The sequence below is a fragment of the Bacillus sp. FSL K6-6038 genome (genome assembly GCF_038050455.1).
GTDB classification, from domain to species: domain Bacteria; phylum Bacillota; class Bacilli; order Bacillales; family Bacillaceae_G; genus Bacillus_A; species Bacillus_A pseudomycoides.
In genome coordinates this window covers 3,117,704-3,132,989 of record NZ_JBBOUH010000001.1, presented here as the reverse complement: position 1 = coordinate 3,132,989, position 15,286 = coordinate 3,117,704, and the positions used below count along the sequence as shown (strand labels likewise).

General features: G+C 33.4%; 14 protein-coding genes and 5 pseudogenes. 13 read left to right on the top strand and 6 right to left on the bottom strand.

Features of this window, described 5'->3' with window-relative positions; all coding sequences use genetic code 11:
- Positions 1 to 94 precede the first annotated feature (94 nt).
- A pseudogene (locus NSQ40_RS16480) lies at positions 95 to 255 on the top strand (GlsB/YeaQ/YmgE family stress response membrane protein); the annotation flags it as partial.
- 70 nt (positions 256 to 325) lie between these two features.
- Positions 326 to 1,447: an AI-2E family transporter gene (locus NSQ40_RS16475; RefSeq protein ID WP_018766287.1), complete on the top strand. Its 1,122-nt coding sequence runs from the start codon at positions 326 to 328 to the stop codon at positions 1,445 to 1,447.
- A 43-nt stretch (positions 1,448 to 1,490) separates the two neighbouring features.
- Here NSQ40_RS16475 and NSQ40_RS16470 read toward each other — a convergent pair.
- The 3 genes and pseudogenes from NSQ40_RS16470 to NSQ40_RS16460 all read right to left on the bottom strand — a co-directional run.
- A pseudogene (locus NSQ40_RS16470) lies at positions 1,491 to 1,745 on the bottom strand (1-deoxy-D-xylulose 5-phosphate reductoisomerase); the annotation flags it as partial.
- Positions 1,746 to 1,789: 44 nt separating this feature from the next.
- Positions 1,790 to 1,972, bottom strand: a pseudogene (locus tag NSQ40_RS16465) (NUDIX domain-containing protein); the annotation flags it as partial.
- Positions 1,973 to 1,991: 19 nt separating this feature from the next.
- Entirely contained in the window at positions 1,992 to 2,831 is an 840-nt protein-coding gene (locus tag NSQ40_RS16460; RefSeq protein ID WP_033796279.1) for a DUF2785 domain-containing protein, read from the bottom strand.
- A gap of 127 nt (positions 2,832 to 2,958) precedes the next feature.
- On the opposite strand from NSQ40_RS16460, the gene NSQ40_RS16455 reads away from it, so the two are divergent.
- The 3 genes from NSQ40_RS16455 to NSQ40_RS16445 all read left to right on the top strand — a co-directional run bounded on the left by NSQ40_RS16455 (position 2,959) and on the right by NSQ40_RS16445 (position 5,885).
- Entirely contained in the window at positions 2,959 to 3,792 is an 834-nt protein-coding gene (locus NSQ40_RS16455) for a hypothetical protein (protein WP_258248506.1), read from the top strand.
- 122 nt (positions 3,793 to 3,914) lie between these two features.
- The gene (locus NSQ40_RS16450) at positions 3,915 to 4,937 is read left to right on the top strand and encodes a tyrosine-protein phosphatase (protein ID WP_033797038.1); all 1,023 of its coding nucleotides are present in this window, start codon (positions 3,915 to 3,917) and stop codon (positions 4,935 to 4,937) included.
- A 252-nt stretch (positions 4,938 to 5,189) separates the two neighbouring features.
- Positions 5,190 to 5,885 (top strand): YjjG family noncanonical pyrimidine nucleotidase, encoded by a 696-nt coding sequence (locus NSQ40_RS16445; protein WP_018781768.1) that lies wholly within the window; start codon positions 5,190 to 5,192, stop codon positions 5,883 to 5,885.
- Positions 5,886 to 5,989: 104 nt separating this feature from the next.
- Here NSQ40_RS16445 and NSQ40_RS16440 read toward each other — a convergent pair whose 3' ends face one another.
- Positions 5,990 to 6,193 carry a helix-turn-helix transcriptional regulator gene (locus tag NSQ40_RS16440; protein WP_018766293.1) on the bottom strand — a complete coding sequence of 68 codons (204 nt, stop codon included), beginning with the start codon at positions 6,191 to 6,193 and terminating at the stop codon, positions 5,990 to 5,992.
- Positions 6,172 to 6,273, bottom strand: a pseudogene (locus NSQ40_RS29510) (DUF3796 domain-containing protein); the annotation flags it as partial. The gene NSQ40_RS16440 and the pseudogene NSQ40_RS29510, both read right to left, overlap by 22 nt.
- A 117-nt stretch (positions 6,274 to 6,390) precedes the next feature.
- On the opposite strand from NSQ40_RS29510, the gene NSQ40_RS16435 reads away from it, so the two are divergent.
- From NSQ40_RS16435 to NSQ40_RS16405, 7 genes and pseudogenes are all read left to right on the top strand, one after another.
- Complete coding sequence (locus NSQ40_RS16435; protein WP_026008613.1) at positions 6,391 to 6,585, top strand: hypothetical protein; 195 nt, start codon at positions 6,391 to 6,393, stop codon at positions 6,583 to 6,585.
- A 361-nt stretch (positions 6,586 to 6,946) separates the two neighbouring features.
- On the top strand, positions 6,947 to 7,672 hold the full coding sequence (locus NSQ40_RS16430; protein WP_017151715.1) for an ABC transporter ATP-binding protein: 726 nt from the start codon (positions 6,947 to 6,949) through the stop codon (positions 7,670 to 7,672).
- Entirely contained in the window at positions 7,665 to 9,320 is a 1,656-nt protein-coding gene (locus NSQ40_RS16425) for a putative ABC transporter permease subunit (protein ID WP_258248505.1), read from the top strand. The genes NSQ40_RS16430 and NSQ40_RS16425 overlap by 8 nt, the downstream gene beginning before the upstream one ends.
- Before the next feature lie 112 nt (positions 9,321 to 9,432).
- Entirely contained in the window at positions 9,433 to 10,191 is a 759-nt protein-coding gene (locus tag NSQ40_RS16420) for an SDR family oxidoreductase (protein ID WP_003207725.1), read from the top strand.
- Between the two features lie 387 nt (positions 10,192 to 10,578).
- Positions 10,579 to 11,232 carry a hypothetical protein gene (locus NSQ40_RS16415; protein WP_003207723.1) on the top strand — a complete coding sequence of 218 codons (654 nt, stop codon included), beginning with the start codon at positions 10,579 to 10,581 and terminating at the stop codon, positions 11,230 to 11,232.
- 112 nt (positions 11,233 to 11,344) lie between these two features.
- Positions 11,345 to 11,601 (top strand): annotated as a pseudogene (locus NSQ40_RS16410) (aromatic ring-hydroxylating oxygenase subunit alpha); the annotation flags it as partial.
- Positions 11,602 to 11,875: 274 nt separating this feature from the next.
- Positions 11,876 to 12,862 carry an NAD(P)-dependent alcohol dehydrogenase gene (locus NSQ40_RS16405; RefSeq protein ID WP_098135510.1) on the top strand — a complete coding sequence of 329 codons (987 nt, stop codon included), beginning with the start codon at positions 11,876 to 11,878 and terminating at the stop codon, positions 12,860 to 12,862.
- 212 nt (positions 12,863 to 13,074) lie between these two features.
- Here the strand turns inward: NSQ40_RS16405 and NSQ40_RS16400 are convergent, their stop codons facing one another.
- A complete protein-coding gene (locus tag NSQ40_RS16400; RefSeq protein WP_258248504.1) occupies positions 13,075 to 14,367 on the bottom strand; it encodes a histidine--tRNA ligase in 1,293 nt (430 codons plus the stop codon).
- A gap of 444 nt (positions 14,368 to 14,811) precedes the next feature.
- Here NSQ40_RS16400 and ybaK point away from each other — a divergent pair, with 444 nt between their 5' ends.
- Positions 14,812 to 15,285: a Cys-tRNA(Pro) deacylase gene (gene ybaK, locus NSQ40_RS16395; protein WP_258248503.1), complete on the top strand. Its 474-nt coding sequence runs from the start codon at positions 14,812 to 14,814 to the stop codon at positions 15,283 to 15,285.
- Position 15,286 lies beyond the last annotated feature (1 nt).

Here is a 15,286-nt window from a genome sequence, read left to right as displayed (position 1 = left end):
TGGGAATTACAAAGCGCTAGTAATTAAATAAGGTGGTTTATAACTTTTGTATTTAATTATCAATTAACATCCTAATAGAAAAAGAGAACGAAAAATGGGATGGATTATCACATTTTTCGTTGGGGCTATTATAGGTATTATAGCAGATAAGGGAAGGGATTTCTTCATGGCATGTTTGATAATATTATTGTTGGTTTATTAGGTGCAATTGTATCGGCTTTAATTGTATCATTTGTAGTAAAAGCTACATGTAAATGGAAATATATTACTGATTGTCTCATAAAGCCCTTTTTAAGGGCTTTTCATACTTAGAGAGGTGGTATATTTGGAGAAAATAAATTTACGAAAGAGAGATAAACTGAAAAAGTTTTTTAAAGAGCAAAATTATTTAGCGGTGCTACTTGGATTTGCCTTACTATTTGTGAATATATTATTACTAACAAAAATTTCGTTTGTATTTACACCGTTCATTGTCTTTTTAAAAACAATCTTTTTTCCAGTGTTGTTAGCTGGTGTACTATTTTATATTTTACATCCATTTGTTTCGCTTTTAGAAAGAAAAGGTGTTTCTAGAATCATTTCCATTGCTTCTATATACATACTTGTAATCGGGTTGTTTGTTTTTCTTGTTGTAACAGTTATTCCGATTATTAAAGATCAAGTAAATGCATTAATAGATAACTTGCCATATTTCGGTCATGAAGTTGAAAGGGCAGCACGTAGATTTGGAGAAAGTAATATAATTGGAAAGATTCAAGATAGCTTAAATATTGATGTAGGTAGTATTGTAAAAGATTCTACAATAAATTTTACAAATTCACTATCATCAGTGACAGGGAATGTAACTGGGTTCTTAAGTACACTTACAGAAGTAGTTCTTACATTTGTAATGGTTCCTTTTATATTGTTCTATCTCTTAAAAGACGGTGAACAATTACCAAGATACTTTTTGAGATTTATTCCGGAACAAAGACGATCTTCAGCTAAGCTTATATTAGATGATATGCATTACGCCATTAGCTCATATATTAGAGGGCAAATTATTGTTAGCCTATTTATTGGTATTATGTTATTAATTGGTTATTTAATTATTGGGATTAAATACGCCGTGTTACTTGCAGTTTTAGCGATGATTGTAAACGTTGTACCATATGTAGGACCGATTATTGCCATTCTACCTGCTTTAATCATTGCCTTTATTGATTCACCAGCAATGATTCTAAAAGTCATTATTGTGATGATGATTGTACAATTGGCAGAAGGAAAGTTTATTTCACCGCAAGTCATGGGGAAAAAATTAGATATTCACCCAATTACGATTATTTTTATTATTTTAACAGCGGGTAATCTATTTGGAATTATGGGAGTCATCTTAGCGATTCCGGGATATGCGATATTAAAAGTGCTTGTTACACATGGGTATCGATTTATTAAATTAAACACGTAAAGAAAAGAGCTAAAACAGAGAATGTGTCTGTTTTAGCTCTTTTTCATTTTTTAACTAATAATTGATTTGCATATTCGCGTGCCCAACGATCCGCTTCTAATACTGTTTCTAAAGAGGGATTCGTGATGCTGTGATGTGCCTCAAGTGTAGAAAAAATTGTTTTTTCAATATCAAAAAATGAAATTTCATTAGCTGCATTTAAGACTGCAAGTGTTGTACCACCAGTTTTTCCAGATTCATAAGCATAATGTAGGCAAGGGGATTTTTTGAAATCTGGTTTTTCGAAATATATTTTACCATGATAATTCCTCCAAAGTTATAGAATCCTTTTCTACAAACCTATACTTCTCGTTTTGCAGCTTCTTCTAATGTTTCTCCATATTCAAGAGCACCACCAATAATGCCCCACATATTAAAATCAGTGCGGAGTTGAAGTGATATCTCATTTACAATAATAACGTGTGAACCAATTAGTATAAGCGGGTGATTACCTACGAGCTTCCACATGTCTTCGATATATCTCATTTTCTTTTCTCCTTTAGAATTAGCAATACTTATGTAATTCTTTTAACATTTTTTCCGCTCGATTTGCTACAGAAGAAAGGTTTGGGTCTATTTTTGTTCTGAAAAATAAGGTTCGTAAAAAATTTTTTAAATTTGCACATAATTTACAGTATTCATGACAAGAGAGTCTTTTTTTGAGCTGTGGTAAACGTTTTATTTTTTTATAAATAATCGAAAAAAGTTGATCTCTTGAGAAATCATAATAAAGCATAGATAGGAGGGTGGTTACAATTCTTTCATCTTCGTTATTATGATATACGGTAGAGTAAATGAAAATTTTATTTAATATGCAATGAGCAATCTCTTCATAGCAGGAACAGGTAATATGCGGATTGTGTACGAGTTCGTTAAAAACATCAGATGCATGGGCAATGCTATGAGCCCAGCCTTTATCTTGTACATATCCACGGTAATCTATTTCAAGATTCATGTATGTAATAAGCTTTTCTTTTACTTTTTGCACTGTTTCTTGTAATAAAAATGAATGAGAATTATCGAACTGTATAATTAAACTTATTAATAAAGTGGTATAAGAACGAGTGAAAACTCCATCCGTATTTGGAGAGGCAATTTCTCGATATAAGTAATTATTACTTAGACAGGTTGTTAATAAAGTCTCCAATTGATCATGGGGTAGGAATTCATTTTGAATAAAGTGTGCAAAACATTTATATATTAATTGATCACGTACATAGCTATCAGTCGTGCCAATGTTTTGAATCATATGGGAACTTAACTCGTTAAGATCGATGTTCTGCATCTGTGTATAGTCATTTTGCTGGATGAGCTCCAATTGTTGTTGCAATGCAATGATATCCAAAGCTCCTCCTCCTCTGTGCTTTAATAATGAATTGTTTCCTAGTATTCTATATATTCGAAGACAATCCTGCTCATGCAAGGATAAATAATAACCTCTCCCGAAGTAGTCAACAAGGAGGGAGCTTATTATGTTAAAACAAAAGCTTAAACATATGATTGCACTATACCCAGTTGTATTGTTTGATGGTTGGCATATTGAAAATGTATCGGAACGTCAAGAAGGAGAGAAATGGGAAACACTTTGGTTTCAAGTTTTTACACGAACAGGAGTATTTCGAGTAAAAGAGTTTTTTCTAGATATTATGGAGCCAACATTTCCTGATAGTTGTATGTATCAAGCACAAGGTGAATGCTTTCAGTATAATGGTCTTGTATATTGGAGGGGGCTGAATTATAAAGGTAAAGTTAGTTATGCCATATCTAAATGGAAAACGCAGATTGAAATTTCGATCGATGAAGGGTTTGTGCAACAACAAGAAATGGAAAAGTTCTTGGAAGGTTTGCAACCATTAGATTTAGAGAAGGCAAAAAAACAAATCAATAAACCGTTTCATCAATTAAGTTTTCAAGCAAGAGTACCAAATGGTGGTGAAATAAGCAGATGTAGTAAGTGGTTTTCACCAAATGAAATACAATATAACTCTTTACCAATTACAGTCTCAAATTCTTGGCGAATCGAATCTATTGGTTTAGGAAATAATGAAATGCAATATGTGTACTGGGATGTAAAAGAACAACTATATGCACTTTGGGCGTGTCGCCATGTGAAGCGTAATTACTATTCAGCATCTTCATGGATTAAAAATTACAGTCCAATGCAAATGATAAATGGACTAGAATTTTATACACATCCTCAGCGTGGCACAGTTGTATATCAAGATTTAGGTGACGAGCAGATTGCCTATGTATTTCGTGGTATTCCAACTACAACATTCTTAAAAGTACAAGAAATTTTTTCTTAATTTCTAAGAAAGACAAGGGAGTGTCATAAATATAGTCACGACAGAACTAGTATATTTGTAATACAATAAAATAGAGTATTGCTTGATTTAACGGATTATATAGAGAAAGTATTGGTGAAATGATGAAACAACATAAAAGCTGGTTACAAGCAAGTGTAGAACGAAATCTAGATAATAAGTTACATATATTATGGGAAGATGAAGTAGAGGAAGTTGCTATTTATTGGAGTACTTCATCAGAAAAGATTGAGGAAAATGGACAATTTTTATTAAGAGTATCAAAAGCATCTTCTTGTACGATAGAAGATCCAAGCCCTAAAGCACGTCCTTATTTTCGGTTAGTAGCAAATAATGGACAAGTAGTTACTGTAGCTGAACGTAGGTTATCACTACAAGGAGCATTTAATTTCCGTGATTTAGGTGGTTATGAGACAAGTGATGGCCGCAAAGTAAAGTGGGGCAATTTATATCGTTCAGAGGAATTAGCAGGATTAACAGAATGGGATATTGCTTATTTACAACAGTCTGGTTTAAAACTAGTATGTGATTACCGAACAGATTTTGAAGTAAAGCATAAACCAAACCCAAGTATCAATGGTGTTCGTCAAGTTTGTTTACCAGTCATGCAAGATATAGCAAAAGATCTAAATATTAATGAGTTTTTCCAAGTCGGAGATTTATCGATGCTTGGAAAACCAGGTGAATATTTAGTGGAAATGAACAAAGGCTTTGTAGAGGGTAATGAAGCATTTGTACGCTTTCTACAGCTAGCTCAAGATCCGGGAAATTTACCGCTAGTTAATCATTGTACAGCTGGTAAAGATCGAACAGGGTTCGGTTCTGCTTTATTATTACTTCTTCTTGGTGTCCCGGAAGAAACGGTGATGCAAGATTATTTATTAAGTAACGGATTCCGTGAAAAGTTAAATCAAAAAATGATGGCCTTTTTAGGTACAAAGTTACAAAATGAGGAAAGTAAAGAGATATTAGGGGCTATGTTTGAAGCTCGTGCAGAGTATTTACAGGCAGCAATTGATGAAATTACCCATAAATTTGGCAGTATTGAAATCTATGCTGAAAAAGGACTTGGCTTTACAAAAGAACAACTAGAAAATATGAAAACATTGTTACTAGAAGAGAGGTAACATGTAAATTGTTTTGATGGGAAATCCTGTATTATGTATATAATATAGTTTTATTAAATGAAGAATGAGTCAGAATAAATGAACAAAGCTGTAGTAAAAGAACTGAATTTCGAAGGGGAAATCCAGGATCAGCTACACAACATGTAGTAGAAGATAGAGAAAAAATATAGGTAGGTTTATAGACGTTCTGATTATGAACAGAAATTGAAATATATATTCAAACTAGAGCAGTAGTGAGTAATGGAGGTACCTATGAAATATAAAGTTATCTTATTCGATGTGGATGATACATTATTTGATTTTAGTATGTCTGAAAAAAAGGCATTAAATAAAACGTTTGTAGATTTCGGATTACCTACGGGATTGGTAGATTATGAAGACAGTTATAAAGAGATTAACAAAGTATTATGGAGGGATTTAGAGCAGGGGATTCTAACTTTATCTGAATTGGGAGTGGAGAGATTTAGGAGATTATTTCTAGCTCATAAGCTTGAAATAAATGCTGACATATTCAACAGTATATATCTTGGCTATTTAGGGACAGAAATACATATGGTATCAGGAGCTGTAGACTTGTGTAATACGCTTGCTGATTGTCGGCTAGCTATTATCACGAATGGGTTCACAGATGTGCAGAAATCTAGAATCAAGGGGTCGCCTCTCTGTGATACTTTTGAGCATATTATCATTTCGGAAGAGGTTGGATTTCAAAAACCAGCGCGAGGGATTTTTGATTATGCATTTTCAAAGCTGCAGATTACAGATAAAGAGAGCGTATTAATTATCGGTGACTCGTTAACTTCCGATATTCAAGGAGGAATAAATTACGGGATTGATACGTGCTGGTTCAACCCGTATCGCAAGGAAAATAATATGGGCATTAAACCAACATATGAAATTCGTGATTTAACCGATATTATAAGGATTGTAGGAAAGACGGGGAACTAAGGGTTTTTTAATGAATTCTTTTAGCTACACTGGGCTATTCTCAACAATAGGTGCAAATTTTACAAAAATCCCGCTTTCTACGTCATAGTAGAGAGGGGGATTTACTATACTTCATCAAAAATGAATATTTCCTCAATAGAAGCGTTCAATGCTTTTGCAATATCATAAGCCAATTGTAAAGAAGGGTTATATTTTCTCTTTTCCAAATGACTAATGGTTTCGCGTCGAACACCAATAAGCTTTGCTAAATCATCTTGGGTCATATGTGAATGGGTGTGGTATTCTTTTATTTTTGTTGTGAATGCCATGGCGCATCTTCCATTTCATCAATTGGTTTGTTGTATAAATAAATAGAGAATCCAAACGTAAGAATAAGTAAAACAAATAGGTAAATGAAAAGTGAATAATATATATAATTAAAGTTCAGAAAAATGATAATATTTAAAAGTTATAAACAGTAAAAATATTGTAAAATGGTTGCAAGAGGAAGGGGGAAATGGAACACATGATTAAGTGGATGTTAATTGTTTTATTGATTGTGGCAGTAATTGTTGTTGGAACAATAGTAGTCGGGAAAAATGGAGATGAAAATTATAGTAAATCAACGAAAGGGAATATTACAAGGCTTACAATGATTTACCTTTTGTTAGCAGTTGTTTTAATTGTTGGTCTAGGTATATATATATATTTTAATGGCTAAGGAACTATATATAGATTGAAATACCGATATAAAACTTTCCTTTTAGGTGGGAGAGAGCGTCCGTCTTTGGATAGAAGCGGTCAATGCCTTTTTTAGCCCTATGCCACGTGAAACCAAATGGAGAAAACGAGTGGGGATTCCTTTTTATTTTCGCGGCTGTGATGTACATGTGGGAAAATCAAAATGAATATATATACTTACTATAGGAATAATAGTGAATTCCTTTTTCTGAATGCATAAATAAGTTATAAAAAGATTTTGTGAAAGATTATTCAATCTGAAAAAATGCAAAAATCTAAAAATACAAGTATGCTATAATAGAGATATAGTTTATTGGTAAATGAGGAAAGGATTGGATAAAATGATTGAAATTGTGAATGTGTCAAAAAGTTATAATGGTTCTTCCTATGCTGTGAAAGATTTAAGCTTAACAGTACCTAGTGGAGAAATTTTTGGATTTTTAGGGCCGAATGGTGCTGGGAAATCAACAACAATTAAGATGGTAACAGGTATTCATGCAATAGATAAAGGAACAATTTCGATCAACGGAAAAGATGTGATGAAAGAGCCTATGGAGGCAAAGAAAACATTTGGTTATGTTCCGGATAGTCCAGATATGTTTCTGCGATTAAAAGGGATAGAATATTTGAATTTTATGGCTGATATGTATGAGGTGCCGAATGCAATTAGACAGGAAAAAATTCAATTTTTAGCAGAGAGATTTGATCTTTACAATGCATTGTCTGACCAAATTCAAAGTTATTCACACGGAATGAGACAGAAAATTATTATTATCGGTGTTCTTCTGCATGATCCAGATGTATGGATTTTAGATGAGCCAATGACAGGGCTTGATCCAAAATCAGCATTTATTTTAAAACAGATGATGAGGGAGCATGCAGATAAAGGAAAAACGGTATTCTTCTCTACACACGTACTAGAAGTAGCGGAGAAGTTATGTGATCGCGTAGCGATTATTAATAAGGGAAATTTGCAGTTCCAAGGAAATTTAAATGAAATGCGAGATCATTTTAAATCCAATGAATCACTTGAAAAAATGTTCTTGGAGATGACAGGAAATGAATAAAATTTGGACATTAACAAAAGTATTATTGAAATTAAATTATGCAGATATCATAACGGATAAAAAGAAACGGTGGGCGTATGCATTTTCATTTTTAGCATTACTATTTGCGGGCTTTATATTTATTGGTCCACTTACATATGGAATGTATGTTGGAATGAAATCAATTGGTCAGGAAGCATCGATAATCGGAATGGGATTAGCTGTTGCAAGCATATGGGTATTTGTAATTAGTATTACGAACATTTTAACTGTATTTTATTATAATAATGATGTTGAAACCCTATTACCTTTACCACTACAACCATCACAAATTATTACGGCGAAATTCATTACGGTATTAATTACACAATATGTAATGGGATCTTTTATTTTATTTCCACTCTTTATTGTTTACGGTTTGCAAAGTGGTGCATTTATTACATACTATTTATATGCACTATTAATTTACATATTTTTCCCTGTTATTCCATTAGTACTCGCATCACTCTTAATGACAGTTATTATGCGTTATACAAATATAGCCAAGAATAAAGATCGCAGTAATATATTTATCGGAATATTAACTCTATTATTCGTCGTAGGTATTAATGTATTTATTCAGTGGAGAAACAAAAGTGCAGTATCAGGGGATATGGTTGCAAATTACTTTGCTGATAACCAATCGTCTCTGTTCGTTCAAATGACAAATTATTTTCCAACAACATACTTTGGTGCAATGGGATTAATAGAAAATGCCTCTTGGAAAGGAATTATATACGTTGTGATTTTTGCAGCGATTTCCTTAGCGTTTTTTGGGTTGTTCTTCTATGTTGCACAGCGTACATATTTAAAAGGAGTTATCGGACTTTCGACGAGTACTGCAAAAAAAGAGGCTATCTCAGCAGAGAACTTAAAAAAATCGACTGTACAAAGTTCACATATAAAGGCTTATGTAAAAAAAGAGTTCAAAATTTTATTCCGAACACCACAATTTTTTATAAATTGTATTGTGCAAACTTTCGTGATGCCAATTATGCTATTCTTTATTCTTTTCGTACAAGAGGGAAACTTAAAGTGGTTAACAAAATTTATAAAAGAGCCAGAATGGTCTGGTCTAGCTCTTGGCATAGGTTTTTGTGCAGGACTATTCTTAATGGGAAGTAATGTCATTGCTACAACGTCTTTTTCTAGGGATGGAAGCTCGTGGTTTGTTAATCGTTATTTACCAGTAAAGGCAGCAGATATATTTTTTGCAAAAGTCTTTACAGCATGGCTTATAAATATAACAATTTTAGCTGTGTTTGGTCTTATCATGACAATTGTTGCCGGTGTTTCGCCAGTCTTTATGTTACTATGGTTTTTACTAAGTGCAAATGGCCTTTGGTTAACGAATTTAATCGGTACACGTTGGGACGCTCAAACGGCGGATATACATTGGGATTCAGAGCAGAAGTTGTTTAAAAGCAGGTATACAACTCTGTGGAATTTCCTTGCAAATATTGCGATGGATCTAGTAATCGTAGGCGTGGTTGTTGGATTATACTACTTCTTTGGAATCGGTATGTGGGGCATGTTTAGCATTCTATTAATCGTATTTACTATTATAAATGTAATAGTAACACGCAGTTTACAATTAGGAGCAGAGCGCATTCTAGCAAATATTAAATAAAAAACGATAAATCCTCTGTATTCATGCAGGGGATTTATTTGTAAGGAATATTACGCATGATTCTAATTTACTAGAAGGTATATTTTATTTTGTAAAATAGGGGGAGAAACAAGTGACGAAAATAGCAATTGTTACAGGAGCGACACGTTTAAATGGAATTGGAGCAGCGATTTGCAAGTCGCTTGCTCAAAATGGCATTGATATTTTTTTCACGTACTGGCCTCGGTATGATAAGGCAATGCCGTGGAGTATGAATGATCAGGAACCATTTTTATTGAAAAGAGAGATTGAAAATTTTGGTGTTCGCTGTGAAATGGCTGAGGTAAATTTAGCTCAGTCCTATGCACCTAACCGCTTATTATATATGGTATCAGAACGATTAGGAGAACCGTCTATTCTGATTAACAATGCTGCGTATTCTACGGATACAAATGTTGAAGGGTTAGATGTAGAACAGTTAGATAAACATTATACGGTCAATGTGCGCGCTACGATGCTATTAAGTACATTATTTATTAAAAATTACACGTTTGAAACGAGTGGAAGTATTGTCAATCTTACCTCTGGACAATCGCTTGGACCAATGCCGAATGAACTTGCTTATATAGCAACGAAAGGAGCGATTGAAGCTTTTACTACTTCAGTAGCACCAGTTGCAATGAAGAAGGGGATTACTGTAAATGCTGTTGATCCAGGACCAACCAATACAGGGTGGATGACAGAAGAAATGAAGGCATATTTAGTAACCAGATTTCCTGCTGGAAGAATAGGAGAGTCGGTGGATGTAGCACGTTTAATAACGTTTTTAGTAAGTGAAGAAGCAAAATGGATAACAGGACAGATCACTCATTCGAATGGTGGATTTTATTGATAATTTATAATTATATTATGTAAACAAAAATGTTGAGAAATAATACGAAGTGAGAAATATTTTATGAATTTATTTTCTGTGTAAAATAATTGTATTGTCAGAAAATGGGGATTTCTGATAGTGAAAAATGTAATTGTAAATATATGGGTTATTTTTCGTGGTTCTTTATAGGTCAATACATCCTCCGATTTTTATTGAAGAAAGTATCGTATAAAGCATGTTATATAGAGTAGAAAAAACGCGGATTTTAAAATTAGATTCATAGTTAAGTGTCGTATAAATATGAAGATTTCTGTCGGAAAGATGATGGTTAGAACAAAAAGGAATTTTTATGGATAAATAGAATCGTAAAGAGGAGGATAAAAATGTAAATATAGGAGGCTTTTTATGAAAATGAAAAAAATAACAATTGCATCACTAGCAATTGGTACAATGCTCTCCATTACAGCTTGTAATACCTCCACAGAAAAAGATCAAGTGAAAAAGGAACAAACGAACGCACAGGAAGAAGCGAAAACAACGAATGCTGATGAAACATCTACAATGAAAAACGATGAGAAAGAAACAAACACATCTACTAACGAAAAAACAGAGAAAGATCAAAAGAATTCCAAAGAATCATCTGGAACTGAGAGTAGTGCGAAGACAACAAATGAGAAAACGAAAGAAAAAGAAACAAGTACAAAAACAACAGACCAAGCTACTAATGGAAAAACTGAAACGAAAGATACAAATAAAGGCGTGGCTGTGAAAACGAATGTGAAAGTAGTTGCGCAACTTATTGACAGTTTGGATAAACAATTAGCTGCAAACCCTAAGTTAGATACAGTGAATAAACTAGGGAAGCAAATAAATGAAAAATGGGATGTAATCGAAAAAGAGTTAGAAGCGACTCATCCAACTGATTATAAAACAATTGGACAAAGCATGTATCCTTTAATTGTTGCAGCTGAAAAAGAAAAAATAGATGTGAAACGAATAAAATCATTAACGACGAAAACAAAGCAAGATTTGAATCAACTATTAAACAAACTCTCATAATATAATTTGGTTATAAAATAGAATATTTTATAGAAAAGGAGAAACAATATAGGTTTCTTCTTTTATTTGTGTCTATTAAAGATCGAATTTTCATACTATAAAACGTACATATGATGAAGAAGAAACAATAATTTTTGGATTAGCAGGTAGAAATTTTGCGAAAAAAATTCCGTTCCTACATATTTTAGCCGGTATAGTTTGAAAGTTCTTCAAGAAGATCAAGTGGTAGTAGAAAGTCAGCACTCAAGACCAATTCCGGAAGCTTTAAAAATGGAGGCACATGTATACGCAGATGCAGCGCAAATTAAGTTTAGGCAGAGATGGTTTCAATTTTTAACAAGTGAAGAACGAACTTGCTATTTTGATTGATAAAATAAGAATACCATAAAATTGTTATGTAAACTTTATTTAAAATTGTAGCTAAAAGATTATTTAGAGAAAAGTGGTCAACCTTTTAGTAAGCCGTCCTCTTTTGAGGTACCCGAATTGAAAAAAGTATATATAAAAATAAGTATGATTTAAATACATTTTTTAATTAATAGGACAGGATAGTTTAGAACAATTATTGAAGAGTGAACCATTGTTCTATTTATTCATATTATCCGTATGATATTAATAAATAGAACAAAATGGAGGAAGATTAATGAAAGTAATTGTGTACACAAATTACGGTCCCCCCGACGTTCTTCAACTGAAAGAGGTAGAGAAACCTGTTCCTAAGCAAAATGAAATACTGGTCAAAATAAAAGCAACAACCGTAACAGCAGGAGATATTCGATCACGGAGTTTTACGGTTCCTCCTTCTGTTTGGTTACCAGCTCGAATCACACTTGGTTTTAGCCAACCTAAAAGAAAAATATTAGGAATGGAGTTAGCTGGAGAAGTTGAGTCAGTAGGGAAAGATGTCAAGCGGTTTAAGGAAGGAGACCAGGTTTTTGCGGCTACCCAAGTGGGTTTTGGTTCTTATGCCGAGTATATTTGTTTGCCTGAAGATGGAGCAGTATCTATTAAACCTTCTAATATAACCTATGAGGAAGCCGCTGCCATTCCAATTGGGGCACGTACAGCCTTGTTTTTTCTTAGAAAAGCTAACGTTCAGAGCGGTCAAAGTGTTCTTGTCTATGGAGCTTCTGGAAGTGTAGGAAGTTATGCGGTACAGATTTCTAAGTATTTCGGAGCAAAAGTTACAGGGGTGTGCAGTAACACAAATGTAGAATTGGTAAAATCTCTGGGAGCCGATCAGGTAATTGATTACACTGCAAAAGATTTTTCTACTACAGACGAGACTTATGATGTTATCTTTGAAGCGGTAAACAAGAGCTCATTTTCAGATTGTATCAAATTGTTAAAGAAGGACGGTACCTATATAAATGTCGTTGAACCGTTGCCAAGTGTTCGAATGCTATGGACTAAATTAACAAGTAGTAAGAAACTAATATTAGGTCAAAATGCACCTGAAACTTCCGAAGCATTAGACTTCCTTAAAGAACTTGTTGAGACGGGGAGGATAAAAGCGGTTATTGACAGATACTATTCGTTTGAAGAGATTGTGGAAGCTCATAGATATGTCGAGCAGGGACACAAGAAGGGAAATGTTGTCATAAATGTGGAGCATAATAACAAATCCTAATAAATAAAGAATGCTCTGAGGTGAATAACAATTTTTTTGGCAGCTGCTAAACAGTATGGCATTTATACATGTGATTAAACCCTCTAATAACACAAAAAACATTGATATAACAATAAAAAAGCAGAGCGAATTCATGTGCGAATTGCTCTGTTTTTTTATCTACTGCGGATACTTCAAAAGAGAACGGCTTAACCTTTTAGGAGGCTACTTTTTTAAAAATAGTCCTTTAAAGTTCCATCTTCAATGCAAGATAGGGGGAGCTTCATTTCGGTACCTTCCTTCATATTACGTAAAACAATGGTTTCTGTAGAGATTTCAGTATCACCGATAATAAGCACGTAAGGGATATTCTCTTTATTTGCGTAATTAAGGGACCGTTTTAATTTACGTCCAGCAAGTTCCAGCTCAACTTTGAAGGTACTTTTAGAACGCAAAAGTTGTGTAATTCGTAAACATTCCACTTCGGTGTTAATAGGAATAATGAAAATATCAGCACAAGTAGATTCCGTTTCTTTTTGCGTAAGAGCTGTATAAATAACATCCAAGCCAAAGGAAATCCCTACTGTTGGATAGGATGTATTGTCGTTACGAAAGGCTCCAATTATATTATCATAACGTCCGCCACTACCAATACTTGAAGTAATGCTGCCATCTGTTAAAAAAATTTCATAAACTGTGCCTGTATACATTGTAAGTCCTCTTGCTAAGAATGGATTGAAAACAGTATTGTCTTGGATACCAAGTGCAAGAAGGTATTGTTGTAATTGCTGTAGTTCATTGATTCCTTCCGTAACAAGTGAATTTGAGAAAATTTGTTTAAACTCATTAAGTTCTAATGTCATACAAGATTCAACTGTATGACAAACAACCTCTATAGTGTCATTTACTATTCCACGGCTTTGTAAATCCTTCCGTACACCGTCAATTCCGATTTTTTCAAGTTTATCTAATGATAAAATAACATCGTTTGTTTGTTCATCTTGAATTTCAACTGATTTAAGAATACCTGTTAATAACTTCCGATTATTATATTGAATTGTAACATCTAAGTTTAAAGTTTTGAAAAGATCAAATGCCATGGCCATTAATTCAGCTTCAGCAATAACAGATTCTACGCCGACTATATCAACGTCGCATTGAATAAATTCACGAAACCTTCCTTGTTTTATTGGTCCATCACGAAAGACCTTTCCAATTTCATAGCGTTTAAAAGGCAGCCTGATATCCGGGTTCATTGCTACTACTTTTGCAAATGGAATCGTTAAATCATACCGAAGAGCGATTTCACGATTTCCTTGATCACGTAGTGTGTACATTTCTTTTAAAATTTCAGCACCGCCTCCATATTTATAAGCCATAAGTTCAAACATATTTAATGTAGGTGTTTCAAGCGGTTTACAACCATATCGTTCAAAAGTCTCTTCACAAGCACGTTTAATTTTATTTCGTAACAACTGTTCCGCGGGTAAATAATCTTTTGTTCCTTTTACATTTCTTACATCCATTTGAATCACTCCTTTTTTAAATTAAAAAAAGCTATGCAGGTATAAAAATACCCACATAGCTTTATGAATGCTTCGTGGGTAACAGGAAAAGCCCTGTACCCACGAAGAAAAAATTCTTCGGATACACGGCATTATGTATGATGATGAAGTTGGAAAGAAGTATTAGAATTAAACATATTCAATCTCTCCTTAAGTTTTTTCAAAAGTATAACAAATGGTTTTTGAAATATCAATGTTTTTTGAAAATAAAAACAAGATTAATGGATGAATTAATTCTACTGTATATAAACAGTTTGAGTCATAGAATATGCTTGTCATTACTTGTTAAAAAATAGCAAAGTAAGCTACAATACTTATGTATTTGAAATTATATTTCCAACGTCTTTATCTCAATTCATATATTAAATAGTACATATAAATTTGTTGCAGGAGGATTTTAGCACAATGGAATACAAAACGAATGTAATGCGATTATTAGATAAGAAAAAAATCAATTATAAACATTATAGCTATGTGGATACTGATGCGATTAGTGGAATAGATGTTGCTTTGGTATTAGGACAATCTCCTAATCAAGTATTTAAAACACTAGTCACCATTGGGAAATCAGGGCAGCACTATGTTTTTGTTGTACCTGTAAATAAAGAATTAGATTTGAAAAAAGCAGCTTCTAGCGTTCGTGAAAAATCAATAAGCATGCTGAAATCTAAAGATTTACTCTCGCTCACTGGCTATATTCATGGTGGCTGTTCACCGATAGGAATGAAAAAATATTTCCCTACGGTCATTGATAATAGTGCTATGGAGTTGGATGCAATAATCTTTAGTGCCGGGAAGATAGGGTATCAAGTTGAACTAGGACTAGATGAATTTAAAAAAATAATTCGCTTTGAACTACACGATATTGTAGTTGAGTAGT